General features: G+C 36.4%; 25 protein-coding genes. 19 read left to right on the top strand and 6 right to left on the bottom strand.

Annotated elements, in window-relative coordinates; all coding sequences use genetic code 11:
• Nucleotides 1-27 precede the first annotated feature (27 nt).
• The gene (locus BCL90_RS02535) at nt 28-435 is read right to left on the bottom strand and encodes a hypothetical protein (protein ID WP_121282405.1); all 408 of its coding nucleotides are present in this window, start codon (nt 433-435) and stop codon (nt 28-30) included.
• Nucleotides 436-819: 384 nt separating this feature from the next.
• Nucleotides 820-3,039, bottom strand: a complete 2,220-nt coding sequence (locus BCL90_RS02530) for an NADP-dependent isocitrate dehydrogenase (RefSeq protein ID WP_121282402.1) — start codon at nt 3,037-3,039, stop codon at nt 820-822.
• Nucleotides 3,040-3,839: 800 nt separating this feature from the next.
• Here BCL90_RS02530 and BCL90_RS02525 point away from each other — a divergent pair.
• The 8 genes from BCL90_RS02525 (at nt 3,840) to BCL90_RS02495 (ending at nt 14,933) form a co-directional block, all read left to right on the top strand.
• Nucleotides 3,840-5,084: an ankyrin repeat domain-containing protein gene (locus BCL90_RS02525; protein ID WP_208529833.1), complete on the top strand. Its 1,245-nt coding sequence runs from the start codon at nt 3,840-3,842 to the stop codon at nt 5,082-5,084.
• Between the two features lie 9 nt (nt 5,085-5,093).
• Nucleotides 5,094-6,440, top strand: a complete 1,347-nt coding sequence (locus BCL90_RS02520) for an ankyrin repeat domain-containing protein (RefSeq protein WP_244095042.1) — start codon at nt 5,094-5,096, stop codon at nt 6,438-6,440.
• Nucleotides 6,441-6,836: 396 nt separating this feature from the next.
• Nucleotides 6,837-7,409, top strand: a complete 573-nt coding sequence (locus tag BCL90_RS02515; RefSeq protein ID WP_121282397.1) for a hypothetical protein — start codon at nt 6,837-6,839, stop codon at nt 7,407-7,409.
• A gap of 339 nt (nt 7,410-7,748) precedes the next feature.
• Entirely contained in the window at nt 7,749-7,922 is a 174-nt protein-coding gene (locus BCL90_RS25555; protein ID WP_166792160.1) for a hypothetical protein, read from the top strand.
• 196 nt (nt 7,923-8,118) lie between these two features.
• Nucleotides 8,119-9,693, top strand: a complete 1,575-nt coding sequence (locus tag BCL90_RS02510; RefSeq protein ID WP_121282396.1) for a DNA methyltransferase — start codon at nt 8,119-8,121, stop codon at nt 9,691-9,693.
• Entirely contained in the window at nt 9,662-10,771 is a 1,110-nt protein-coding gene (locus BCL90_RS02505; RefSeq protein WP_121282395.1) for a hypothetical protein, read from the top strand. Before BCL90_RS02510 ends, BCL90_RS02505 begins: the two co-directional genes overlap by 32 nt.
• Nucleotides 10,772-11,480: 709 nt before the next feature.
• Nucleotides 11,481-12,800, top strand: coding sequence for a PQQ-dependent sugar dehydrogenase (locus BCL90_RS02500; protein ID WP_121282393.1), 1,320 nt, complete (start codon nt 11,481-11,483; stop codon nt 12,798-12,800).
• Nucleotides 12,801-12,881: 81 nt separating this feature from the next.
• Nucleotides 12,882-14,933 carry a TonB-dependent receptor gene (locus tag BCL90_RS02495; protein WP_121282391.1) on the top strand — a complete coding sequence of 684 codons (2,052 nt, stop codon included), beginning with the start codon at nt 12,882-12,884 and terminating at the stop codon, nt 14,931-14,933.
• Nucleotides 14,934-14,988: 55 nt separating this feature from the next.
• Here BCL90_RS02495 and BCL90_RS02490 read toward each other — a convergent pair whose 3' ends face one another.
• Nucleotides 14,989-15,336, bottom strand: coding sequence for a single-stranded DNA-binding protein (locus tag BCL90_RS02490; protein WP_121282388.1), 348 nt, complete (start codon nt 15,334-15,336; stop codon nt 14,989-14,991).
• A gap of 238 nt (nt 15,337-15,574) precedes the next feature.
• Between BCL90_RS02490 and BCL90_RS02485 the strand changes: the two genes are divergently transcribed.
• The 6 genes from BCL90_RS02485 (at nt 15,575) to BCL90_RS02460 (ending at nt 18,719) form a co-directional block, all read left to right on the top strand.
• Entirely contained in the window at nt 15,575-15,934 is a 360-nt protein-coding gene (locus BCL90_RS02485) for a hypothetical protein (protein WP_121282386.1), read from the top strand.
• A gap of 106 nt (nt 15,935-16,040) precedes the next feature.
• Complete coding sequence (locus BCL90_RS02480; RefSeq protein ID WP_121282383.1) at nt 16,041-16,379, top strand: n-acetylglutamate synthase; 339 nt, start codon at nt 16,041-16,043, stop codon at nt 16,377-16,379.
• A gap of 33 nt (nt 16,380-16,412) precedes the next feature.
• On the top strand, nt 16,413-16,949 hold the full coding sequence (locus BCL90_RS02475; RefSeq protein WP_121282381.1) for a MepB family protein: 537 nt from the start codon (nt 16,413-16,415) through the stop codon (nt 16,947-16,949).
• Nucleotides 16,950-17,040: 91 nt separating this feature from the next.
• Nucleotides 17,041-17,880: a bifunctional helix-turn-helix domain-containing protein/methylated-DNA--[protein]-cysteine S-methyltransferase gene (locus tag BCL90_RS02470; RefSeq protein ID WP_121283431.1), complete on the top strand. Its 840-nt coding sequence runs from the start codon at nt 17,041-17,043 to the stop codon at nt 17,878-17,880.
• A gap of 6 nt (nt 17,881-17,886) precedes the next feature.
• Nucleotides 17,887-18,135, top strand: coding sequence for an Ada metal-binding domain-containing protein (locus BCL90_RS26090; protein WP_121282380.1), 249 nt, complete (start codon nt 17,887-17,889; stop codon nt 18,133-18,135).
• Complete coding sequence (locus tag BCL90_RS02460; protein ID WP_121282377.1) at nt 18,111-18,719, top strand: alpha-ketoglutarate-dependent dioxygenase AlkB family protein; 609 nt, start codon at nt 18,111-18,113, stop codon at nt 18,717-18,719. The genes BCL90_RS26090 and BCL90_RS02460 overlap by 25 nt, the downstream gene beginning before the upstream one ends.
• Nucleotides 18,720-19,058: 339 nt before the next feature.
• Here BCL90_RS02460 and BCL90_RS02450 read toward each other — a convergent pair whose 3' ends face one another.
• Nucleotides 19,059-19,850 carry a hypothetical protein gene (locus tag BCL90_RS02450; RefSeq protein ID WP_121282374.1) on the bottom strand — a complete coding sequence of 264 codons (792 nt, stop codon included), beginning with the start codon at nt 19,848-19,850 and terminating at the stop codon, nt 19,059-19,061.
• 424 nt (nt 19,851-20,274) lie between these two features.
• On the opposite strand from BCL90_RS02450, the gene BCL90_RS02445 reads away from it, so the two are divergent.
• The 5 genes from BCL90_RS02445 to BCL90_RS02425 all read left to right on the top strand — a co-directional run bounded on the left by BCL90_RS02445 (nt 20,275) and on the right by BCL90_RS02425 (nt 23,638).
• Complete coding sequence (locus BCL90_RS02445; RefSeq protein ID WP_121282372.1) at nt 20,275-20,748, top strand: response regulator transcription factor; 474 nt, start codon at nt 20,275-20,277, stop codon at nt 20,746-20,748.
• 116 nt (nt 20,749-20,864) lie between these two features.
• Entirely contained in the window at nt 20,865-21,407 is a 543-nt protein-coding gene (locus BCL90_RS02440) for a DUF4199 domain-containing protein (protein WP_121282370.1), read from the top strand.
• A gap of 238 nt (nt 21,408-21,645) precedes the next feature.
• A complete protein-coding gene (locus tag BCL90_RS02435; RefSeq protein ID WP_121282368.1) occupies nt 21,646-22,170 on the top strand; it encodes a GNAT family N-acetyltransferase in 525 nt (174 codons plus the stop codon).
• A 76-nt stretch (nt 22,171-22,246) separates the two neighbouring features.
• Complete coding sequence (locus tag BCL90_RS02430) at nt 22,247-22,645, top strand: META domain-containing protein (protein WP_166792159.1); 399 nt, start codon at nt 22,247-22,249, stop codon at nt 22,643-22,645.
• A 75-nt stretch (nt 22,646-22,720) separates the two neighbouring features.
• Nucleotides 22,721-23,638, top strand: coding sequence for a YihY/virulence factor BrkB family protein (locus BCL90_RS02425; protein ID WP_121282364.1), 918 nt, complete (start codon nt 22,721-22,723; stop codon nt 23,636-23,638).
• 34 nt (nt 23,639-23,672) lie between these two features.
• Here the strand turns inward: BCL90_RS02425 and BCL90_RS02420 are convergent, their stop codons facing one another.
• Complete coding sequence (locus BCL90_RS02420; protein ID WP_244095039.1) at nt 23,673-24,152, bottom strand: MarR family winged helix-turn-helix transcriptional regulator; 480 nt, start codon at nt 24,150-24,152, stop codon at nt 23,673-23,675.
• 153 nt (nt 24,153-24,305) lie between these two features.
• Entirely contained in the window at nt 24,306-24,725 is a 420-nt protein-coding gene (locus BCL90_RS02415) for an organic hydroperoxide resistance protein (RefSeq protein WP_121282362.1), read from the bottom strand.
• Nucleotides 24,726-24,842: the final 117 nt, after the last annotated feature.

Raw genomic sequence — 24,842 nt, 5'->3', positions numbered from 1 at the left:
CAGTATCTTACCAACGTGATCTCCTGACTATTTTTCTTTCTCATCATTAATTGGGTAACCTTCTTCGTCTAAATCATCGCGGTTATCCTCTGGTGTACGGGCAAGAATTTCATCTTCAGGACTTAGTTTAACACTTTCTCCGTTATCTACATGCATTCCCAATTCTTCCAGCTCATCGTTTGCTATATCTTCATCTCTGGCATATTCATCACCAATATAAGGGTTAGCCTCATCGTAAGTAGAATCATCATCTTTTGCACCGGCAGCTACAGTTTCATATCCCATCGGGTGATCATATTCGCTGTCAGTCCCCTTTACATCGAGTTCGTAACTCTCTTTATTTTTATCGTAAGATAAATTTTCTTTGTTGATTTCGCTATTTTCTGTGGTGCTATGTATTTTATCCTGCGATCCTTTATTTTCGTTAATTGCCATGGTGTGGGTCTCCTTTAATTTATAGTGTTATAACAAAGCCGTGTAGATAAGGTTTTTCTTTAGTAAAAGAATTTTGTTATTATCTGGGCGTGCTCCAAGCTGCGCAAGCGTCGGGCTATACAAGCAAATCCTCACGCATGGAAAATGTGATTTGTAACTGTCGGTTAATAGAGGCTCAAGATCGCCTGAAGTAATAGACCCATTCTCCAATAGATAGTGTCGTAAAGACAGAAATGGGTATTAAAGAGTTGTCAGCTTCCGTAACAGGAGCACATTAAAGTTGACAACTCATAAAAAAGCGCCCCAATTTTTAAATCAGGACGCTAAATATTTCAAGAATTGTCAACTTCCATGCTAGAAGCATATTAAAGTTGACAACTCAGCTTATAAACTAGCCAAAGAGGTATTTAATGTTTCACTTGGGCGCATGGCTTTGCTTGCCAATTCATCGTTAGGATTGTAGTAACCGCCAATGTTTTGAGGCTTACCTTGCGAACCGATCAATTCCTCATTGATTTTGGCTTCATTTTCTAACAAAGTTTTAGCCAATGGTGCAAATCTGGCTTTCAGATCAGCATCTTTGCTCTGAGCCGCTAACGCCTCAGCCCAATATAAGGCTAAATAGAAGTGAGAACCACGGTTATCGATCGTTCCTAATTTTCTGCCTGGCGATTTATCTGTTGCCAAAAATTTAGCGTTAGCCTCATCCAAAGCATCCGCCAATACCTGCGCTTTTGCATTGTTTTGAGTTTGAGATAAATGCTCTAAAGAAGCCTGAAGTGCTAAAAACTCACCAAGCGAATCCCAACGTAAATAACCTTCTTCGATAAACTGCTCAATATGTTTTGGAGCAGAACCACCAGCACCCGTTTCGAATAAACCGCCACCATTCATTAATGGAACGATAGAAAGCATTTTCGCTGAAGTTCCCAACTCTAAAATCGGGAATAAATCGGTTAAATAATCACGTAATACGTTACCGGTAACCGAAATGGTATCTAAACCTTTGCGGATACGCTCTAAAGTAAACTTAGTCGCTTCAATCGGAGCCAAAATACGGATATCTAAACCTGCAGTATCGTGGTCTTTTAGGTAAGTATTTACTTTAGTAATGATTTCTCTGTCGTGCGCTCTTTGATCATCTAACCAGAAAACAGCTGGAGTTTCTGATAAACGTGCCCTGTTTACCGCTAATTTTACCCAATCCTGAATGGGTGCATCCTTAGTTTGGCACATGCGGAAGATATCGCCTTTTTCTACTTTCTGATCGAAAAAAACTTTGCCATCTGCATCGGTAACACGGATAATTCCTGCTCCGGTAGCTTGGAACGTTTTATCGTGTGAACCATATTCTTCAGCTTTTTGAGCCATTAAACCAACATTTGGTACTGAACCGATGGTGGTTACATCAAAAGCACCGTTTGCTTTACAGTCATCAATAGTTGCAGTATAAACACCAGCATAACAACGGTCTGGAATTAACGCAATGGTATCCTGAGGTTTACCTTCTTTGTTCCACATTTGTCCAGAAGTGCGGATCATTGCCGGCATAGAAGCATCAACAATCACATCCGATGGTACGTGCAGGTTGGTAATTCCTTTATCAGAGTTTACCATGGCTAAAGCCGGACCATTTTCGATGGCCTGTGCCAAAGCGGCTTCAACTTCTGCCTGTTTCAGGTTGCCAGCAATTTTTGCATATACATCTCCTAAACCATTTCTTGTATCAATGTTAAGTTCTTTGAAAAGATCAGCATATTTAGCAAAAACATCTGCGAAATAAACTTCAACAATGGCACCGAACATGATCGGATCGGAAACCTTCATCATCGTTGCTTTTAAGTGCACTGATAATAAAACGCCTTCAGCTTTAGCTTCAGCAATTTCTTTAGCTACAAAAGTTTTCAATGCCGATAAGCTCAATGCAGAACTATCAATCACTTCTCCTGCTTTTAATGGTGATAAACCTTTTAATTCAGTTACCGCACCATCTGCAGCTACAAATTCTATTTTAAACTGACTTGCTTCAGCAACAGTTGTAGATTTCTCCGAACCATAAAAATCGCCTTCAGTCATGCTTACCACTTTGGTTTTCGAATCTGCAGACCATTTACCCATTGAGTGTGGGTTTTGTTTAGCGTAGTTTTTAACTGCTTTAGGCGCCCTACGGTCAGAGTTACCTTCACGTAAAACCGGGTTTACAGCCGAACCTAAAACTTTTGCATATTTAGCTTTAATCGCTTTTTCTTCATCGCTCTGCGCATTATCAGGGTAATTTGGAATAGTAAAGCCCTGCGCCTGAAGCTCAGTAATTGCGCCTACCAATTGTGGGATAGAAGCAGAAATATTTGGTAATTTGATGATGTTTGCCTCTGGGGTGGTAGCCAAAGCACCAAGTTCTCCCAGTGCATCACCAATTTTTTGATCGTCTTTTAAATACTCCGGAAAGTTGGCCAAAATTCTTCCTGCTAAAGAAATATCTCTGGTTTCTACATCAATACCTGCTGATGCGGTAAAAGCTTGTACGATAGGTAAAAGTGAATAAGTAGCCAACATTGGCGCCTCATCGGTTTTGGTGTAGATAATTTTTGATGTATTTGACATGTTATATTGATTTTGCTTATTTATTTAATGATCCGATCGGTTTATGGCTTTGTAAACCGATCTTTTTAAAATCGCCTAAAGATAAAATAATCGAATGAATTAAGGAACATCGCAATGTTATTTCTGGTTTGGATGTACCGTTATTTTGCAGATGACAAGTAAAACATTAATGACTAAATTTTGTTTTGGAGCGCAATGTCATTCTCCATATTTAAAGTTAGTCCTGCTCTCCGCTTTATCCCGATGGAAAAAATCGGAATGCTCGCTCCGATCAGGGCTAGAAACTTAGGCCTTTGACACGGAAAACCGGCATAGTAGCAGAGAAGAGCCAAACTAAACCTGATCGAACGAATGCCATTTTTCGTGGCAGAAGGTAGAGCAGGAAGAAATTAACCTATGCAATACTAAAATTGCTTTCCTGAAAATAAACAAACTATCAATATTATATTAAGCTTGCCAGTTATTCTTTGAGCGCAATGTCGTTCGCTATTTTTAAAGGTAGTCCTGCTCTCCGCTTTATCCCGATGGAAAAATCGGGATGCCCGCTCCGATCAGGGCTAGAAACTTAGGACTGTGGCACGGAAAATTAGCATAGTAGCAGAAAACTACCCAACTAAACCTGATCGAACGAATGCCATTTTTCATGGCAGCAGGTAGAGCAGGAAGCAATTAACCTATAGAACACTTCAATTGCTTTCCAAAAAATAAGCGACTAACAAGACATTCTTTATCATTCTGATTCACTGCAACATTCCCGATAGTTTTAGATCACGCAAATTATTTGGCTAAACTTTTGTAGCGTGAAGCAAATATATCTATCTATTTTAAAATTTTTAATTGAAATGACCGAAACTACCTTAGATCAACAGTTAAATGTCCGAAAATTTGACGAAGCCAAAAGCTTAATGCAAAACGGCGAAAAACTCTCCAAAAACCTCCAGGATCATCAGAAATCATCAATTTTCGACAACCTCATCAAAGAAAAACAATACGAAATCCTAAACATGATGGTGAAGGATAAAACCATCGAAACCGATGTTTATGAATTCGACAATTTTGATAAAAGTATTTTTCAGAGTATCGTACGCAATTTGGGGAACGAAGATGAAGACATTGCTTTCTTCAACGAATTTATTGGACAATTTGATAACCTGAACGATGAAGTAAATGCAAAAACTTTATTGAGCTATCTCTTCGAAAATGGAGTTGGTTTAGGCGTAATAAAAGCCTGTATCGATGCCGGATGCACGACTAATTTTAAAAACAATGCCGAAGAAAACTACATCCATCAGGTAGTAAAAAGCAATTTCCGCAGATACAATCTGAACGACGAGCAGACCAGCGAATTACTCAAAGGATATATCGATATTCTTGTTAATGAAGGCGTTGATATTAACGAAGGCAATATTGTACAGGAAACGCCTTTAATTACCGCAATAAAATTTAACAAGAAAAATTTAATCGCACACTTGCTTGAAAATGGTGCAGATCCAAACCAGACTGACCAGGAGGGAAATTCAGCTTTCTTTTATGCAGTGGCACATGCGCAAAGTGAAAACATTTACGACACGCTCCGCACTTTTGACTCCCCGGCATTTGATCAGATAAGTAAAAAAGGAGAAACTTTGCTCTTCGAATATGTACGCATGATGTCGAATAGTGAAAGTAGCATCAACTTCCTTAAAAAACTGATTGACGATGGTGCCGATTTATATCAAAACAGTACCTGGTACAGCGCAAATAAAACTCCATTAGATGTAATTGCTGAAAAACAGGCCAATATTTTAGAAGCAGTACTGGAAAGTGGACAGGTAGATATCAACAGAACGGATGATCAGGGAAATACCCTGTTACATAAAGTTTGCGCCTATAACGTAAATCACGAAGCTGAAAAGGCAAAAGAAACCTATCGTAAAGTGAAACTCCTGATCGAAAACGGAGCAGATATTACTTTAAGCAACGATAAGGACCAAACGGCTTTAATGCTGGCCTCGGATGATAACCTGAAAATAAAAACTGTTGAACTGCTCATGAAACAATCTTAATATATGTCGATGTCATTTATAATTGCATGCGAAAGCGGCAAACGGAAAATAGCTGAACTTTTATTGGCCAATAATGAAGTAGAAGTAGGTTATACGGATGAAAAAGGCCGAACAGCACTGCACTACGCTGCACATCATGGATATTTAGACCTGGTAAAAATTTTAATCGACCGCGGTGCAGATTTAGACTATGAGGACCATGATGGCGAAACACCCTTTTATTTTGCCTGCCTTCAAAAACAGAAACAAACGGCGCTATATCTGTTAAATAAAGGTGCAAGGGTCGATATCAAAGACCTTAAAGGTAATAGTCTGCTGCATTTAACTGCTCAAAACGGGCAGATTGAGGTTTTGGAAAAGCTGCTTGATAAAGGCCTGGATGTTGACAGTGAAAATAACGAAGCAGAAACTCCCCTACTCATCGCATCTGCCTGGAGAAATAAAGAAGTGGTTCAGAAACTACTGGAATTTGGCGCCAACATCAATACAACAAATAAACATGGAGATTCGCCGGTAATTTTTGCAGTTAAATCTAAAAATACACCGATGGTTGAATTGATCCTCGATAAAGGTGCAAACATCAACCATGTTAACCACGATGGCGAATCGGCACTATTGCTTGCCTGTTATGATGCCAACCGGATGCTCACCAAAATCCTGGTAGAAAAAGGAGCAGATGTATTTGTCTCTTCAAAAAATGGATTATCGCCAATCTGGTATGCCTGTGCCAATAACCAGAAAGAAATTGTCGATTTGTTTTTGGCCAATGGTGTGGATGTAAATTATGCCAAACCACTTTCAGGTAATGATGATTCAATGTATTCGTACCTTGAGTGGGTAGAAACCGCCAATAACATTTCCATTTCGGCCAGTTTCTCTTTCGATAATAATTATAATTATGGTGGTGAGAGCATGCTGCATGTTGCGGCCAAAAGCGGGCATTTAAGCATGTTAAAGTTATTATTAGAAAAAGGTGCTAATGTGAATATTCAGGATGAAAGCGGAAACACAGCTTTACATTATGCCGCAGCAAACGGTAAAAAAGATGTGGTTAAATTTTTACTAGAACAATCTGCAGATCCCTCCATTGTGAATGTGAAAGAGCAAAAGGCAATTGATTATTCGAATATTAAAGGCTTTAATGAAATCACCGAACTGCTATTGAAATACGGCCCTGCGGCTAATTCAAGTGTTCAGACTGCAAGCACAGCATCAACAGAAAACACTGCTGAAGCTCCAAAAAATGATATAGCTGCAAAAAAACAGGCCTTGTTAGATTTAAAAGAGTTATTAGACGCCGGAATTTTATCGCAGGAAGAATTTGATGCGGAGAAAGTGAAGATTTTGAAAGGTTGAGTTGAAACTCCAATGTAGCTGATTGATTTAAGGTATCGTCAATGCTGAGTTTCAATTTATTTCATAAAAATACATGGATGACAGTTGGATTTTAGAGAATTGACATACTGCGAGGGGCGTCATTCCCAACACGATTGGGAACCACGAAGTGCTCATGAATGCCTTTGAAACAAGGGAAACTTGTGAATAATCTTAATGCAATAAGCTTTAAGGTTCCCGCCTGCGAGATATCTATAGAGGTAGATTTCTCCATTTCGCTGCGCTTCAGTCGAAATGACGAAATTTCTACTGAAAAGTATTGTCTAATAAATTTTTAGTTTTAAATTTATTTTTAAGAATTCTCCTGATCAGGAAATCTAAATCTGATCAGGAAATTCGACATTAATGCTCACAAAAATGAAACCTATCTCTAAAATCAAATCTCAGTTATTTACCTTTATCTTTCTTTCCATTTTTCTATATGCCTGTTCCCCAAAACTTTATATTAATGAAGAAAAACGTTATCAGGCGGGCACATTAACCGAAGCCCAGATCGATTCGCTGCATACTTTCTTAAAACAAAATGAAAGGCTTGCTTTAAAAGACACCATCATTATTAAATACGATTTCAATAAAGACGACTGCTGGAGAGACCTTAGATACCAGAACGCAGAATTCCTGAATAATGTAAGATGGACCTTTCAAAAAAACATTCAGGAAAAAGCCGAGGCCAGATCAAATGTTGCCATTTACCAATACCGGGAGGAAGGAAAAAGTTTCAGCCCGGTTAAATCCAAAGGTTTGGAAATAGAAACCGATTCCGGTTTTCTAAAAAAATTATTATTTAACGAGGTAACCACCTGCGGTACTTCAGCCATTGTGCTTCCTAATGGGAAATTCTTATTGGTGAAATCCGATCCACAATTCTCTGCATTGTTACTAAATGCTAAAGACATCGAGAAAAAATTACAGGAAAACCTGGTAAAATAATCTACGATAAGTAAAATTTCCCAATACCGATCAAAAAAAATATTTTGAAACAATGTACCACTTAAAAACTGATTGGTATTTGTTATTAACAGATCAAAATCAACGATTATTCGTATATCAAGCAAATTATCCAGATTACAAAAAGAATTGGAAGATTTTGAAGAATAAAATGCAGAAAGCAAAACTTAATTAAACGTGATCAGCTGATTAGAAAAAGTTTAAATCTATTCGAATACATACTTTTTCAACCCAAAAATAGTAATCTATATTTTTTGTTTATGAATATGAATACCTCCCCCTTGAAAACGATAAAATTTTACTGATAAAACAGAGGGAGAAATGATAAATGAAGAAAAATTTATATGGTATGCTGCAGTAGTTGTGAACAAAAAACAAAATAGAACTGCTGTTTCTTTTGAAAAGAGCGCAGATTTAATGCCGTATAAAAGACTGACTGATGTTAAATGGAACCAAAGTTTAAAAGCGTGGCAAAAAATGCAAATAAATAATTAAATAGTTGAAGATAAACAGATAAAATCATTTAAAAAGCAATCACAATGTTACAATATACCTAGAGATTGTATGGTTCAATATCTAAAAATTAAAGTTTCAAAAAATCATCTTAACCTACTATATTGCATAAAATTAAAATTACCTATTCACTAGTTTAGATGGGCTAATTTTAATTTATTTAATAAGAAGAATAAAGATGGCTGAAAAACAGAAGAGAGATAGATATGAGATGCATAAGTACTGGGGTAAAAAGCCATCTAATGACTTAAAAGATTTAATAGAAAAGTTTACGGTTGAAGGCGATACAGTTCTTGATCCGTTCTCTGGCTATGGTGTATTCTGTTGTGAAGCTTTTTTGTTAAATAGAAACATTATCTCAAATGACTTAAACCCTATTGCAAATTTCATCAATAATCAATTGCTAACAAAGGAAATTGATTTAAATAAACTTGAAATGGAATGGGTAGAAATAAAAAATGAATTTAGCTCGTATGTAAATGAATGGTTTAAATTTAAACTAGGAGCAAATGAAATCCAGCTTATTAATGTTCTTAGAAATAACAAAGATGTTCCTGTAAAAGCAAAGTACAAGTCTACTGAAAATAATAAAACACAAGAAATTACTTTCACGCAAAGCCAAATCGAAAATTATCTTAAGTATGAAGAGGAGCAAAAAATTGAAGATTGGTATCCAACAGTGAAATTGATTGAAAACTCAAGAATTTCTGCCAAAAAAGGAATGACAGTTGCTGATTTATTCACCAAAAGAACGTTAGCCTGTCATGCTAGGCTTCTCGCATTAATTGAAAGAAAGTCTTCTGGAAATGAAAGGGATTTATTCAAGCTAGCTTTTACAGCTAACCTTGCTAATTGTTCAAAGTTAGTTCCTCCTATAAAGACTAGAGGTGATATGTCTCAAGGGGCATGGATGACTGGGTTTTATATTGGAGATACTTATTTGGAGAATAATGTTCTCCAATATTTTGAAAATAGATTTAATAAAATATTAAAAGGAAAAAAGGATTTTTTAAGTTATTTTGAAAACCATCTTTTCACTAAAGCAAATAGTCAATATGAAGTTACTAAATATGATGCTAAAAGTTTAAAAATACCAAGTGAATCAATAGATTATGTTTTTACGGATCCTCCTTACGGCGATGCTGTTCCATATTTTGAACAAAGCATAATTTGGAACTCATGGCTAAAATTTTCTCCAAATTATGAAGAAGAGATTGTAATATCAGATAGTAAATCTAGAAACAAGAATACCGCCAAATTTGAATCAGAAATTAATGAAGCTTTTTCAGAAATTAGAAGAGTATTAAAATCAGGAGGCCATTTTTCTTTAACTTACCATTCATTGTCTGGGTTAGAATGGAAAGCCATCACTAATGCGTGCATAGAAAATGGTTTTGAACTAGTGGATTTTGATTGGTTAGTTCAAAAATCGTTTACTCCTCGGCAGATAAATCGCGCGAAAAGTATAAAAGGTGATGTTTTAATCACACTAGAAAAATCTCCAAGTATGAATTCAATAATTCTTACAGAAGCACAAACTGAAAAGCTTTTTAAAAATGAGATTGAAAGCTGGTTGTATCAAGAACCTCTTGATACAAACGAAATATTTTTGAGAATTATGAAAATTATTTTCACTAAAAAATTTATTATAGGAAATATAGATTTGTTAGATATTTTAATTAAGAATTTCGGTTTTGACAATAGCAATAAATGGATATTAAATGACAAACTTGAGTTTTGCGCAACTGGATGATTTTTTCAGAAAAGATGATTTTCTAAGTATAGAAAAGGATAACCGAGGTACAAGGTTTTTAAAACTAAGAAGTATGTCTCGTAGTAAAGCTATGAAAGAATTTTGTACAGTCCACAACATTGATATATCTACACTTCAATCACGACAATATTTCCCTCATATCTTTGAGCTTGCTAATATTACAGATGAACATATAAATGCATTCATTAATCAGAAATATCAAGAGGAAAGACTTGGTAGACTTCAAAACGAGGAACATTTAGTTGATCAATTAAGTCGATTACAACATTTTGATTGGGGCGGGTCTTTTGGCAATAGTCTTGAAAAAAATATTGTTGATAATTATGTAAAAAAGATACAATCTTTTGATAGAATCAGTGAAGAGATCGAGGGAAGCATACTCACAAGCCTAAAGGGATATACTTTAAATTCATGGTATAATCATTGGACATCAATACTTATAGAGGATTTATTTAAGGATCATCCAAATGTATTGCCTACTGTTGGGTTAGTAAAGAAAATTGATTTTTTTATCCAGAATATCCCGTTTGATTTAAAGGTGACCTATTTCCCTGAACAATTGCTTATTGAAAAATTACGAATTAGAGGATATGGAAATGAGATAACCAAATTGAAACAAATATGCCGCAAATTGAATATACTTATTCCTAATGATTTAAAGGACAGAGCACTGAAGCTTCACCTATATAATAAAGTTAATGAGGACCAAAGAGATGAAGCAAAACAATTTATTGCAGAATTAAAATTACAAAAAAGGGAAATTATTTCAGAAGCTGAAGCTAACCCTGAGGAATTAAAAATTTGGTTTTATGAAAATCAAGGTGAAGCAAGATTTGATGCATCAAATAGATTCTTTCTTGTACTAACTGATGAAACAGACATTTCAAACAGCTGGAAATTAAAGAGAAATATTGTTTTTTTAAGACAAAAAATAAATGAGCATTTAGACACTATTACAATCGATCTAGATAGGCTTAATACCGAATTCTTTTGGAATAAAACACAACAAATATTTCACTGTAAATCTGATATATTATTTGTCAAACAAACACAATAGTCATACTTACAAATTTTAGAGTAAATACTGTACCGGAATTTATTTAATTCTTTTCTTAGTGTTATAACTAAATACGAGAATACCTGCCACTAACAAGTGGTTTGCCAAAATTGGAGGGAGAATCCAACTTCAATCTGTTATATCGCATAAAATTAAACGCAAGACCCAAAGCGTTAGTGGCAAGGCTGAATACCTAAAAGTCAAAGCCTTATGAACGAGCAAAAGCTATTTGATCTTCAGAAAGATTTTGGGGCCTTATTTTTAGAGAGGACGAGAAGTATGAAATTAACTCAATGTTAAATAAAGACCAGGAAAAATCAACCTAGCGTTAAAAACGATTTAACAAAATTTAACTAAAAAATTAGGTGTAATACTGTAATTTAGTTCTAATTAATGGTTTTCAAATTAACGCCGGAAAATTTTATGATCAAATTCCTTTACTCCACTCCCACAAGCTCAAATTATATCATTTCCTGATCTGATTTTATAGATCAATCAAAAACTCAATTTAAAGGAATATAAAAGTACTTCCTTGTTATTATTATGGCATTAAACAGGGAAAAATAACATGCGCTCTCCAGGAAGGTGCTCTCGGGTGCTTTCCTTTTATTATTTTAGCCTTGTGGCAATTATACCAGAGCTAAAAACTTCTCGTCGTTTTTGATGTTATAATTTTTCAGATAAATTCTTAATCAAAAAACCGGTTAACATGAAAAACAAGATTTTTTACGCATCAATGCTTTCTACTGCCGTCCTTTTTGGATGCCAATCCAGTTCGAATTCACAAAAACAGGGAGAAGATACCACCATAACAACCAAAACCGGGGCGGTAAATTTGCCAGCTCCGGATACCAATGCTGCTAAAAATAAATTCAGCAAGGTAATTGGCTGGCCAGATGGAAAAACCCCTGTTGCACCAGAAGGCTTTGTGGTAACTAAATTTGCAGCGAACATTAAAAGCCCACGCAATACCTACATAGCGCCCAATGGTGATGTATTGGTAGCACTTTCCAACTCAGAAAGAAGTGCCGTAGAAGCAGTTGCTAATACGGTAACAGGCAAGGCAAAATCAGAAGTACCAGGAAAAAGTGCCAATACCATTCTACTGTACCGCGATGAAAATAAAGATGGTAAACCCGAAATGGTTACCACCTTTTTAAATGGCCTGAACCAACCCTTCGGCATTCTGATTATTGGCAATTCATTTTATGTAGCCAATACTGATGGTTTGTGGCAATATCCTTATAAAACAGGTGACACCAAAATAACTGCAACAGGTAAAAAAATCCTGAGCCTTCCGGCAGGAGGCTATAATAACCACTGGACGAGAAACCTCATTACCAATGCCGATAAAAGCAAGATTTATATCACTGTTGGATCCGGCAGTAATGTTGGCGAAAACGGAATGGAAAATGAGGTAAGAAGAGCCAATATCTTAGAAATTAATCCAGACGGGACCGGTGAAAAGATTTATGCCAGTGGTTTGCGAAACCCCGTTGGAATTGATTGGGCACCATCTACAAATATCCTTTGGACAGCCGTTAACGAGCGGGATGGACTAGGCGACGACCTGGTTCCTGATTACATTACGAGTGTTAAACAAGGTGCTTTTTATGGTTGGCCATACTCATATTTTGGCCAGAATGAAGATCCCCGATTAAAAGGCAAAAATCCTGAAATGGTTAAAAAAGCCATCGCTCCTGATGTTGCGGTTGGTGCACATACGGCTTCTTTAGGATTGGCTTTTTATAAAGGCAACAAATTTCCGGAAAAATATCAGGGAGGTGCATTTATTGGTCAACATGGCTCATGGAACAGGTCGGCAATTTCTGGCTATAAAGTAGCATTCGTACCCTTTAAAGACGGCAAACTAACCGGAAAACCTGAAGATTTTTTAACTGGTTTTATTGCCGACCAAGATAAGGCTGAAGTTTATGGTCGTCCGGTTGGAGTTACCCTAACGCCTGATGGTGCTTTACTGGTTGCAGACGATGTTAGCGGTGTGATCTGGAAGGTAGCTGCAAAATAATTTATCATCAGCCACAGACTAGCAGAATATGTAGTAAATTTATCTGCCGGTTTGTGGCTAAACTAATAATCTCTTTCCATTTTGAAATCGAACTTTACCTTACTGTTTACCTTATTTTTTTTTACCAGCTTAGCGCAGACGCTTAAACCTGACTCGATCAAAAAACTCGAAGATGTTACCGTTAAGGGCTATTATAACAACCAAACCTTAATAAGATCAGTATCGGCTGTAAATGTTATAGATAGTAGCTTAATAAAAAACCAACCGAGCAGTTCATTAGTGAGCATGTTAAACACTGTACCTGGGGTACGGATGGAAGAACGTTCGCCTGGTAGCTATCGTTTATCGCTCCGTGGCAGTTTACTCCGGTCTCCTTTTGGCATTCGAAATATTAAAATTTACATCGATGATTTCCCCTTAACTGATGCTGGTGGAAATACCTACCTAAATGCTTTAGATGTTTCTGCAGTAGGTATGATGGAAATTTATAAGGGGCCGGAAGCCAATATTTTTGGTGCAAATACAGGTGGTGCCATTTTAATTACTCCCCCAACCATAAACAATAATGAAATTAGTGTTTCAGCGACTGGCGGTTCATATGGTCTCTTCCATCAAACCGCATCGATCAAACAGCAATATAAAAAGTACAGTTTCAGTTTTAGCGAAGGCTATCAGCGAAGTGATGGCTATCGACAAAACAGTGCAATGGACAGAAAATATTTTCAAACTTTGCAGCAATGGAATTATAGCAATGCCGGTAGTTTAAAGGCTTTTGCTTTTTATAGCGATTTAAATTACGAAACTCCAGGTGGCTTAACAGCTGCACAATTAGACCTAAGCCCTAAACTGGCCCGCCCCGCAACATCAACATTACCAGGAGCCATTTCACAGCAAGCTGCCATTTACAATAAAACTATTTACGGAGGAATAGCTAACTCCTATCAGATCAGCCAACGGTTAAAACACGTGATTGCTTTATTCACCTCTTATACCGATTTCAAAAATCCTTTCATTACCAATTACGAACAGCGCTATGAAAGTACATTTGGCTTAAGAACATTTTTAGAGTACGCGCAGACAAAAGAAAATTTCAAATTTAACGCTCAGATCGGGTTAGAAAGTTCAGCCACAAAAAGCCAGATCAACAATTTCAATAATAACGGAGGAGAGGCTACCGCAATGCAAGCTTCAGACCGCTTAAAAGCCAGTCAGGATTTTGCTTATTTGAGGTTAAACTTCGATATCCTCAATAAATTCCTGATCGAACTTGCTTCGAGTTTAAATTTCTACAGGTATAATTACGAGAGTTATTTCCCTGTCGTTATTTCCTCAAAACAAAGAAAATTCGATGCCCAGTTTATGCCAAAGGCAGCATTATCTTATCTCATCACTTCTGATTTTTCGGCCAGGGCATCAATCAGTAAAGGTTATTCGCCACCAACCATTGCAGAAGTAAGGTCTTCGGATAACAATATCAATAATGACTTACAGGCAGAGCTAGGCTGGAATTATGAATTGGGCCTGCGTTATAAAACCAAAAATAACCGTTTTTACGCTGCCGGAAACTTATTCACTTACCGCTTGAAGGATGCTATTGTTAGAAGGTTAAATCAAAACGATACCGAGTATTTTATCAATGCCGGGGGAACCAAACAGCAAGGAATTGAACTGGAAACTATCCTTTGGATCATCAGAAATAATTCCTCTTTTTTAACAGGTTTACAATGGAGAAGTAATTATACTTTTAGCCACTTTAGATTTGAAAATTTTGTAAACGGCACAATTAATTTTAGCGGCAATAAACTTACCGGAGTTCCGGAAAGCATTTTAGTGAATAGTTTGGAGTTTAATTTTCCGAAGTCATTTTACCTTTTTGTGCAACACAATTATACCTCTTCAATCCCCTTAAACGATAACAATACCGTTTTTGCGAAAAGATATCATTTGGTTGAAAGCAAATTCGGCATCAAAAATTTAAGCGTCAACAAAATTCATCTAGATCTATTTATGGGGGTAAACAATCTGCTCAACGTGAAATACAGTTTAGGCAACGACTTAAACGCAGCCAATGGAAGGTATTTTAACCCAGCCGCGGGAATTAATTTTTATACAGGCCTCTCTATTCAATTGTAATCTTTAAATCGCATCATATAAATTGAACATCTATATGATGCGATTATGCTATAAGCTAAAAAGCTTCTTGTTTTTCTCTTTCCCTGATGGTCACATCATTAACTACTATTTCTATTGCATAGCGCTTTTTACCGTCTGTACCATCATAAACTCTTGTTTGTAACCTGCCTTCTACAGTTAAGCCTGTACCCTTTTTAACCTGAGCTTCGGCAAGCTCGGCTTTTGCATTCCAGAAAATTAAATTAAACCATTGTACTCTTTTTACTTCCTCACCATCAGAATTTCTATAGGTTTCGTTTATGGCCAGGTTAACCTTTGCCAATTTTTGAGTTCCAAAAGTTTTAATCTCTGCATCTGCTCCTGCAAATCCGCTCAATACTACTTTGTTAGTTGCACTTTCCATGATCTTTAAATTTTAAGTTTCTAAATGTTTAACGAACAGTCATCACCTCGATAACCGACAGGACAAAATTGCAAACTGCACCAAAAATTAGTCGGATTGTAAACATTTATAGTCGTTTATAAACGTTTATACACGGATAATATACCCCCGAACCTTCAATACGATGTTTTATTTTTTTTCATTCACCACTTTTATTTTATAAATTAGAACATCATCCCATAATAAAAAAGAAATTATTATGGAACGTTTATGTTTAGACTGCGGAACCCTGATTAGAGGAAGGGCCGATAAAAAATACTGCGATGATTCTTGCCGCAGCAATTACAACAATCGTTTAAAGATTGAGGATAACCTCGTGATTAAAAGGGTAAATAACATTCTAAAAAAGAATCGTGCTATCCTTGTTGCGCTTAATCCAAATGGAAAAACAAAGACTACTGGTAAAAAGCTGGTTTCAGCAGGCTTTAATTTTGAATATCACACCTATTGTTATGAAACCCACAATGGGAACACCTATATTTTCTGTTATGAATACGGTTATTTAACGCTAAATGATGATAACTATCTGCTGGTAAAAAGAGAAGAAAGCTTAGGTTAGGTTAGCCTCATTAAAATGCTTCGGTTTACTCTATAAACACCTAAAATTTGCGGAAGCCAGGCCTGTGATTTTTTTATTCTAATGGAGATGATTAGTTTTATCAAATATGATAAACTATAATAACAAGCTTTTTAAACCGGTAAATAATACAGAAAATGGAGAAACATCAAATGAAACCATTTTTAGATATAAACAAGCAGGAAATATCCTGACAGCAGAATATGAGGGTGGAAAGATTATTTTTGGCCATTTGATTGGCTTGGTAGATGAAAATGGCAATATCGAAATGCGCTACCATCAGGTAAATAAACAAGGAGAATTAATGACTGGAATCTGCAATTCAAAGCCGGAGCAATTAGCCAATGGCAAAATCAGACTCCATGAAACCTGGCAGTGGACATCCGGAGATCAATCGAAAGGACAATCTATCATTGAAGAGCAATAAGCTTAGTTATAAATAGATTTCTCTACAATTGTTATGCTTATAAAAGAAAATCTCACAAACCGGCTATCATCTATATTACTAACCGCATCCGATTTGGTTTATAGCCCGCTTGATTATCAAATAAACAATCTGCAAATTGAAAATGAAAGTCAGGAATACGCAGCTTGCACTTTTGAGTTAAACGGACTAAAAATTAAACACCGCCTTTCTAAAATCACCCCAACCAAGACGGGGCAATTTGTAACCATATGGAAGCGGGATGAAGCTGGAATTACTACTCCATTTACAGATCAGGATGAATTTGACCTATTGATAATATCTGCTAATAGTGCCGGACACTCAGGCCAGTTCATTTTTCCAAAAGGTATATTGGCAAAACATAAAATTATTACTGCAAAAGGAATAGAAGGTAAAAGAGGGATTAGGGTTTATCCACCCTGGGATATAGTAACAAATAAACAGGCAGAGAAAACCCAACAATGGCAAACGCCTTATTTTCTTCAGATTGACATCAATGGAAATACCGATCTTGCAAGGGCGAAGAAATTAATTGACAACGGAATTCAATAAACAGCATTTTAAAATCCATCTAAACTTAGCAAGTTTCGGGTGGTTTGCCGTTTCTTTCCAAACTACTTTTGGATATAAATTATTCAAGACCATGAAAGCACAAGAAGAAATCAATTTTAACCGGATAGCCGAAGCCATAAGCTATATCAAGGCGAATTTCAAAACACAGCCTGGTTTAGAAGAAATTGCAAATAAAGTAAACCTCAGTCCCTTTCATTTCCAAAGATTATTTAGTGAATGGGCTGGCACTACCCCTAAACGTTTTTTGCAATACATTAGCATTGGTTATGCTAAAGAAATGCTGAAAGAAAACCAAAGTTTATTCGATACCGCACTAGAAACAGGCTTATCGGGAACCAGCAGACTTCATGATCTTTTTGTAAACATTGAAGGCATGACACCCGGCGAATATAAAAACTGTGGCGAAAACCTTTGTATCAATTACAGTTTTGCAGAAAGTCCGTTTGGTAACGTTATTGTAGCCAGCACCTCAAAAGGAATCTGCCATATCGCTTTTTACGACGATGAAAATACTGCTTTTGCAAATCTGCAATGCCAGTTCCCGGCGGCTCAATACCAGCAGATATTGGATAAAGAACAGCAAAATGCTTTATACATTTTCAGTCACGATTGGAGCAAACTGCAGCAGATTAAACTGCATTTAAAAGGGACGGATTTCCAGTTAAAAGTTTGGGAAGCGCTGTTAAAAATCCCCATGGGCAAATTAGCTACTTATGGCAACATTGCCAAACAATTACAAAATCCAAACGCATCCAGAGCGGTGGGCACAGCCATTGGCGATAATCCGGTAGCCTTCCTCATTCCCTGCCACCGGGTAATACAATCAAGCGGTGCTTTGGGCGGCTACCATTGGGGAGTGAACCGGAAAACAGCCATGATTGGTTGGGAAGCAGCAAAAACCAATGTTTAGTCACGCATGATCAAACATGTCGATATTTCAACTGAAGAATTAAAAAAACATTTTAAAAACAAGGATATTTGCTTCGGCGGAAATGCCAGATTGAAAATTTACGGACTACTTAAATGTAGATCGGGAAAGCGGATGAAAAAAGAAAACCGCATATTTTTTCGTTCTGAAGAAGAAGCAATTCAACATGGCTATCGTCCCTGTGGGCATTGCTTAAAAACAGCATATAAAGAATGGATTTATTCAACACTACAATAGCTATTAACCAAAACCTGCTTCCTCATGGTGGGACGGTTAATTATTTCGGAAAATTATTTTCAAAAAAAGAAGCTGATCATTATTTCGATGTATTAATGAATACGATTGAGTGGAAAAATGATGAAGCGTTTATTATGGGCAAACACATTATTACCAAAAGAAAAGTGGCCTGGTATGGGAATGAATCCTATTCGTACACCTATTCTAATAAATCTAAAACAGCTTTACCGTGGACAAAAGAACTGCTTGAACTCAAAAGAATTTCGGAAGAACAAACAGGCCTGACCTACAACTCTTGTCTGCTCAATTTATATCATAACGGAGATGAAGGCATGGCGTACCACAGTGATGATGAAAAAGCGTTGGCGAAAAATTCTGCCATTGCATCTTTAAGTTTTGGCGCCGAAAGGAGATTTCTTTTTAAACACAAGCAGAGCAAAGAAACGGTTACTTTATTTTTAGAGCACGGCAGTTTGTTGGTGATGAAAGATGAAACGCAAACGAATTGGCTTCACCGCCTTCCTCCTACTAAAAAAGTAAATCAGCCAAGGGTAAACCTTACCTTTAGAACAATGGTGGTGTAGGTTAAATGGAATCTATTAAAAGGGAAGCAAAAAGTATTGTCATATTGTATCTGAATATTTTGTCTCGACTAACAAAAGCTCTGCGACAGACTCAAATGACAGAATCCAATAAAAAATCGTCATCTCGACCGAAGCACAGCGGAGTGGAGAGATCTTTAAACTATGTTATTGAAGTCAAATTTAAAGATTTCTCCACTACGGTCGAAATGACGATGCTTAAAATCGACTAACCTCTAGTAATTTATATCGATTTTCATACAACAAATCATCCCTCAAATTTACAATGAGTTTAATTGAGTTAAGATATAGTATAATCCTAACCAATAAATTTCAAAAATCTTAGTGTTTAAATTCCTTAATATCTACAATACGGTCATCATCAGCATTTTTCTTTAAGAAAGAGGTTCCGTGCTCATTTGGTACCCAAGTATAGTCTCTTTGAATATTTGCTACCAAGGTTTCGGGCTGACTGGTTAACGATGCAGGCAAAGGTAGGTTAAAAGTTTCTCCGGTTTTCGTATTTACCTGATATAAAGCATTGGCTGTTAAAAATGCCAATGTAGTTTTATCGCTAGAATACATAAAGAATTTCCCCTGGATGCGCTCAACTTCTTTTTGACGCTTCACCGGGTAAACCCTTGAGTTGATTGTTGTGATAAAGAAATCGTTGTTCACCAACAGGTTACTTCTGGTTAATTCCTCTAATCCATTTGTATATTTTTTATCTTCAGCACCTTTTGATGGCTTGTTCAAACTCACCACTTCTGTTTTTCCGCCATTTACATAAACAATATAGAAAGGATCCATTTTATCTTTTTCATTTGCACTCTGAACCAATACGGCTGTTTTTTGCGTATTGATAAAAGAAGCAACCTTAAATTTCTTTGTTTCAGCATTTGGCGCATCATCAATCGTAATGACAGTATCCTTGTATTTAATGGCAAAACGATCGGCAGCGGCTAGTTTTCCTGAATCGGTTTTTACAATGGTTAATATGTCTTTTGTTGATTTTGGAAATACATTAAAATCATCACTCGCCGCAAATGCGCGTGCTTTAAAAGTTTTTTCAGAATTGCCTCCGCAGCCAGATAAAACAACGGAAAGTAATAGTGCATAAAGCGTAATTTTCATGGGTATAGCTATTTATATATTTTCGCTAATTTAAAATCTTTAATTATTTTTCTGTTATTAAAATCAGCAAAAAATTACGGCTTTCATCTAAAATTTGATTTGCGGGATACTGGACGAGTTTTTTAACCGAAAATCAGATATTAACTCTAAATGCTAATCCCTCATTTTTTACCACAGAGAGCAAAAAGAAAAGGCACAGAGCGCACAGAGTTAAATGCAAGTTAATTTCATCTGTGCCAATCTTCTTAAATCTGCGAGAACAAAACGCTAATGGCTTAAGCTGATTTCGCAGATCACCGCAGAACCCATTCCATCATCCCTATTACATTTCCCATCTTCCATTCTTCCTCCTTAACCTAACCGTTGTACTTGCACACTCCCGACTTAAAACTAAATTTCCTATTTTTGATTAAACGATCATCCAATGCCGGGCTCAACAAACTTTCTCACAAAAAATAAAAGTATAATCTTATATGGGGTTTTCCTCGCGGTATTACTTTTTTTATTGAAGTGGTTAGAACTCCGTTTTCTTATTATCAACCATGCCCTTGAAATTTACGCAGGTTCAATCGCCATTATTTTTACTGCTTTAGGCATTTGGCTGGCCCTAAAATTGACCAAACCAAAAACTATACTGATCGAAAAAGAGGTTTTTATTGAGCAGCCTGAAAATTTCATTCTTAACGAAACAGCATTGGCCAAGCTAAACATCAGCAAAAGAGAACTAGAAGTTTTAAAATTGATGTCAGAAGGATTAAGCAACCAGGAAATTGCAGAGCAGTTATTTGTTACGTTGAATACCATTAAAACACACAATGCCAGGCTTTTCGAAAAACTAGAAGTAAAACGCCGGACACAAGCCGTAGAAACCGCTAAAAAACTCAACCTCATAGCTTAATCGCATTGTACTTTAGTACTAAATAAGCCGATTTTCAGAAAAATCACCCTAAAGTATGAAGGTGAAAAAGATTAATTGAACCAATTTTGTCTTGTAAACCAATAAAAAAATCAGACATGAAAAAGAATGTAATTGTATTCGGATTAATTGCCGGCTTAATAGTATCAGTATTAATGATAATCTCAATATCAAAGTGTTATAACGACCCGAACCTTGAGCACAGCATGCTTATTGGCTATGCTTCAATGATATTGGCTTTCTCTTTTATTTTTGTAGGAATTAAAAATTATCGTGATAAGTACAACGATGGATCAATTACCTTTAGTAAAGCATTAAAAATCGGGTTATTGATCAGTTTGATTGCCTCTAGTATATATGTTTTAGTATGGCTGATCGATTTTTATATATTTATTCCTGATTTTATGGACAGGTATGTTGCTCAGGCGTTAAGAGAAGCCAAAGAAAGTGGTGCATCTGCGACAGAACTTGCCAACAAAGCTAAAGAATTGGCTTCAGGTCAGGAGTTATATAAAAACCCAATAATGGTGGTATTGTTTACCTATATGGAAATTTTACCAGTAGGTATTTTGATTTCATTTGTTGCCTCAATGATCTTAAAAAGAAAACCAGTCAAACCAATAGTTGCAAAAGCAGTTTAAGTACAAGTTTTTTAACCATAAAGAACACGAAGATGAGACACAAGCACGCAGGGTTAAATGTAAGTTTAATTCCATCATCCACATTACATTTTACATTCTCTACCATCGGCGCAAATCTTCTTAAATCTGCGGGAACAAAACGCTAATGGCTTCACCCTAATTTCACAGATCAAGGCAAAGCCCATTTCATCATATATTACATATTTTATGCTAATTTTAATCAAAAAAGATCATAGAAATGAAGATTTTTGCTGAAACCGAACGCTTAATTTTACGCGAATTATTGCCTACAGATGCTGAGGGCATGTTTGAAATGGACACTGACCCCGATGTTCATCTTTATCTTGGCAACGGGCCTGTAAAATCAATCGAACAAAGTATCGCAGAAATCGAATTTATCAGAAAACAGTATACCGAAAATGGCATCGGGAGATGGGCTGTTATCGAAAAAACAACAGGTAATTTTGTGGGTTGGTCGGGCTTAAAATTCATTAAAGAAGCTACAAATAACCATATTAATTATTACGATCTTGGTTACCGGTTTAGTAAACGGTTTTGGGGAAAGGGTTATGCTACAGAAACTGCAATTGCAGCGCGAAACTATGGCTTTAATGAACTAAAGTTGAATGAGATTGTCGGCATAGCGGATGTTGGCAATTTCGGATCTATTCACGTGCTGGAAAAAGTGGGTTTAAAACGTATCTCTATTTTCGATTACCACGGCATAAAACACCATTGGATGAAGATTGAAGAATCAGTATAGTTTTAATCAAAAGGCAATTTTATCTTTTATGGTTTAGTTTTTGATGTTAAAAAGGAAATCATATAAACCTTTTGTTATGAAACACCTTATCTACTGTGGATTGTTGATCTTATTATTGAGTTCTTGTAAAGAAAAATTAGATCCGGCAAGTTTTACCAATACTAAATGGGAATTAACCGCACTGCCAGGATTAACTTTACCCTCAACAGCAAAAGCAACGCTAAACATTGCTGACAGCCTTAGAATCAGTGGAAAATCGTTCTGCAACAGTTACGGTGGTCAGGGAGAAATTACTGATAATAAAATAACCGTTAAAAACGTTTTTAGCACAAAAATGTTCTGTCAGGAAACTGATGCTGCTGAACGCGCATACTTACACGCCCTTAATCAGGTTAATAGCGCTAAAATAGCTGATAATAAACTATATCTGTTGAACGGCGATAAAACCTTAATGGTTTTCAGTAAAACACACTAGAATCTTTACATTTATAAAAAAGGCTGAACAAAGTATTTTTACTATTTTCGGCCTTTTGAGTTTAACGCAGGAGTAATGCCATCGATAATACAAGATCTGAAGTTTTTTTTCTCGACCGTAAGAAAAGCATTTAATTTATTTCAGCAGAATGATCCCTTACGTTTGGCCGGTGCTACTGCTTTTTTTACCAATTTCGCTTTACCTCCAATATTAATTATCCTCATCAGGCTATTCGGGATGTTTACTGATAGACGGCTATTGGCTACACACCTGTTCGAACGTTTGGCTAGTATTCTAGATAATGAAAGTATTTTACAGATTAGAACTACATTAAGAAACATCCGCGGGATCGATCAAGCCTGGTATGTTACTTTGTTCAGTTTTATATTTTTCCTTTTCGTAGCTACTACGCTATTCAATGTGATTAAAAACTCTTTAGAACAGATTTGGAATATAGGCCAGAAAGATAAAAAAGGGATTGTTAATACACTTAAATCAAGGGCTATATCCGTTACAATTATCTTATTTGCAGGCATATTATTTTTCATCGGTTTACTGGCCGATAGTGTGCAGGCTTATATTGGCGCCTATCTAAAAGACGGTGCTCCTTCTTTCGGATTAGTCTTAACTTCAATCATCAACCAATTGGTTTTTGTAGTCATCGTAACCACCTGGTTTACCATACTTTTCAGGTATTTAACAAACGGGCGTCCAACCTGGAGGGCAGCAATTTCCGGAGGCCTGTTAACCGGCTGCCTTTTTACAGTAGGAAAATATATTTTAAGGATTTTATTGCCACTGAGTAACATCAGCAATATTTATGGATCGGCCGGATCGATTATCGTAATTATGCTTTTTGTATTCTACTCTTCATTGATATTCTATTTCGGAGCTTCATTCATAAAAGCATTGAGCGTTGGAAGGGCTACTCCAATTATCCCGAAAAATGGGTCGTTTGCTTATGAGCTGACCGAAGTTGAACCAGAAAAATAAGGCTAATGCAGCCTTTTTAATTGGTAAACCTAATTTATACCGCCAGGTTTTTGATCAGTTTATCAAGCAGGGTTTTCAATTGGATAATTTCTTCAAGGTTTATACCCAGATGATCGCCAAGCTGAGCCCGTAAAACCGGTGCTTTTTCTTTCAATGCCAATCCCTTTTCTGTAAGCGATATCACGATGCTTCTTTCATCTTTTAGTGACCTAACGCGTGCTACAAGTCCGGTTTCCTGCATGCGTTTAAGTAAAGGAGTTAAAGTATTCGATTGCAGCATCAATTTCTGCGAAAGCAGGCTTAGGTTAACCGAATCCTTTTCCCATAACACCATTAATACCAGATATTGCGGATAGGTTATGCCCAAGGCATCAAGCCCAGGCTGATAACATTTGGTTACTAACCTCGAAGCAGCATAAAGTGGAAAACACAATTGATTTTCCAGCTTTAAAGACTCGTCTATTTCCATCGCAAGTTTTTCTTTAAAAATAAAATATTCAGCTAAGTAAATCATTTTCTCCGAAACTTGCTTTTGAATACAAAGATCGGTTGTTAATTTAGCTAGAACAGAGCAGAGAAATCTTTAAGGTATTTTAAAGATTTCTCCACTACGGTCGAAATGACGGCCCACCTCCATCTGTCATCACGCCTCTGCTTAATTCAATAATTAAATTACTTCCAATTTAACATCAATGTTTCCACGTGTCGCATTTGAGTATGGGCAGATCGTATGCGCTTTCTCTACCAATTGCTGAGCCTGTGTGGCTTCAATGCCTGGGATATGCACCTGTAAGGAAACGCCTAACTTGAAGCCTCCTTTTTCATCTGGGTGCAACGAAACATTTGCTTTAACTGTAGATGGTTCTTCAGGCTTAACTTTATCCTGGTGCATAACTAAGTTTAATGCACTATCAAAGCAAGCTGCATAACCTGCAGCAAAAAGCTGTTCAGGATTAGTATAACCCTCACCAGTACCACCTAGTTCCTTTGGCATTCTTACTTCAAGTTCTAAAACACCATTTTCACTTGTTATTTTTCCATTACGTCCGCCGGTTACGGTAGCGCTTGTTTCATACAACGTTTTCATATTATATTTTTTTATTTGTATCGTAAACGATTATATCGTTTACGATACAAATGTAATTAACAATTTTACAAAAGCAAATTTTATCTTTTAAAAATCCTGATATAGCCTTTCCAGATA

This window comes from Pedobacter alluvionis (assembly GCF_003664035.1).
GTDB classification, from domain to species: Bacteria; Bacteroidota; Bacteroidia; order Sphingobacteriales; family Sphingobacteriaceae; genus Pedobacter; species Pedobacter alluvionis.
Note: the sequence above shows the minus strand (reverse complement) of the source record. Positions and strands in the feature narration are given on the sequence as shown.

Coding starts and splice junctions, on each gene's coding strand:
- BCL90_RS02535 (WP_121282405.1), bottom strand. CDS start 435: ATGGCAATTAACGAAAATAAAGGATCGCAGGATAAAATACATAGCACC.
- BCL90_RS02530 (WP_121282402.1), bottom strand. CDS start 3,039: ATGTCAAATACATCAAAAATTATCTACACCAAAACCGATGAGGCGCCA.
- BCL90_RS02520 (WP_244095042.1), top strand. CDS start 5,094: ATGTCATTTATAATTGCATGCGAAAGCGGCAAACGGAAAATAGCTGAA.
- BCL90_RS02515 (WP_121282397.1), top strand. CDS start 6,837: ATGAAACCTATCTCTAAAATCAAATCTCAGTTATTTACCTTTATCTTT.
- BCL90_RS25555 (WP_166792160.1), top strand. CDS start 7,749: ATGATAAATGAAGAAAAATTTATATGGTATGCTGCAGTAGTTGTGAAC.
- BCL90_RS02510 (WP_121282396.1), top strand. CDS start 8,119: ATGGCTGAAAAACAGAAGAGAGATAGATATGAGATGCATAAGTACTGG.
- BCL90_RS02505 (WP_121282395.1), top strand. CDS start 9,662: ATGACAAACTTGAGTTTTGCGCAACTGGATGATTTTTTCAGAAAAGAT.
- BCL90_RS02500 (WP_121282393.1), top strand. CDS start 11,481: ATGAAAAACAAGATTTTTTACGCATCAATGCTTTCTACTGCCGTCCTT.
- BCL90_RS02490 (WP_121282388.1), bottom strand. CDS start 15,336: ATGGAAAGTGCAACTAACAAAGTAGTATTGAGCGGATTTGCAGGAGCA.
- BCL90_RS02485 (WP_121282386.1), top strand. CDS start 15,575: ATGGAACGTTTATGTTTAGACTGCGGAACCCTGATTAGAGGAAGGGCC.
- BCL90_RS02480 (WP_121282383.1), top strand. CDS start 16,041: ATGATAAACTATAATAACAAGCTTTTTAAACCGGTAAATAATACAGAA.
- BCL90_RS02475 (WP_121282381.1), top strand. CDS start 16,413: ATGCTTATAAAAGAAAATCTCACAAACCGGCTATCATCTATATTACTA.
- BCL90_RS02470 (WP_121283431.1), top strand. CDS start 17,041: ATGAAAGCACAAGAAGAAATCAATTTTAACCGGATAGCCGAAGCCATA.
- BCL90_RS26090 (WP_121282380.1), top strand. CDS start 17,887: ATGATCAAACATGTCGATATTTCAACTGAAGAATTAAAAAAACATTTT.
- BCL90_RS02460 (WP_121282377.1), top strand. CDS start 18,111: ATGGATTTATTCAACACTACAATAGCTATTAACCAAAACCTGCTTCCT.
- BCL90_RS02450 (WP_121282374.1), bottom strand. CDS start 19,850: ATGAAAATTACGCTTTATGCACTATTACTTTCCGTTGTTTTATCTGGC.
- BCL90_RS02445 (WP_121282372.1), top strand. CDS start 20,275: ATGCCGGGCTCAACAAACTTTCTCACAAAAAATAAAAGTATAATCTTA.
- BCL90_RS02440 (WP_121282370.1), top strand. CDS start 20,865: ATGAAAAAGAATGTAATTGTATTCGGATTAATTGCCGGCTTAATAGTA.
- BCL90_RS02435 (WP_121282368.1), top strand. CDS start 21,646: ATGAAGATTTTTGCTGAAACCGAACGCTTAATTTTACGCGAATTATTG.
- BCL90_RS02430 (WP_166792159.1), top strand. CDS start 22,247: ATGAAACACCTTATCTACTGTGGATTGTTGATCTTATTATTGAGTTCT.
- BCL90_RS02425 (WP_121282364.1), top strand. CDS start 22,721: ATGCCATCGATAATACAAGATCTGAAGTTTTTTTTCTCGACCGTAAGA.
- BCL90_RS02420 (WP_244095039.1), bottom strand. CDS start 24,152: ATGATTTACTTAGCTGAATATTTTATTTTTAAAGAAAAACTTGCGATG.
- BCL90_RS02415 (WP_121282362.1), bottom strand. CDS start 24,725: ATGAAAACGTTGTATGAAACAAGCGCTACCGTAACCGGCGGACGTAAT.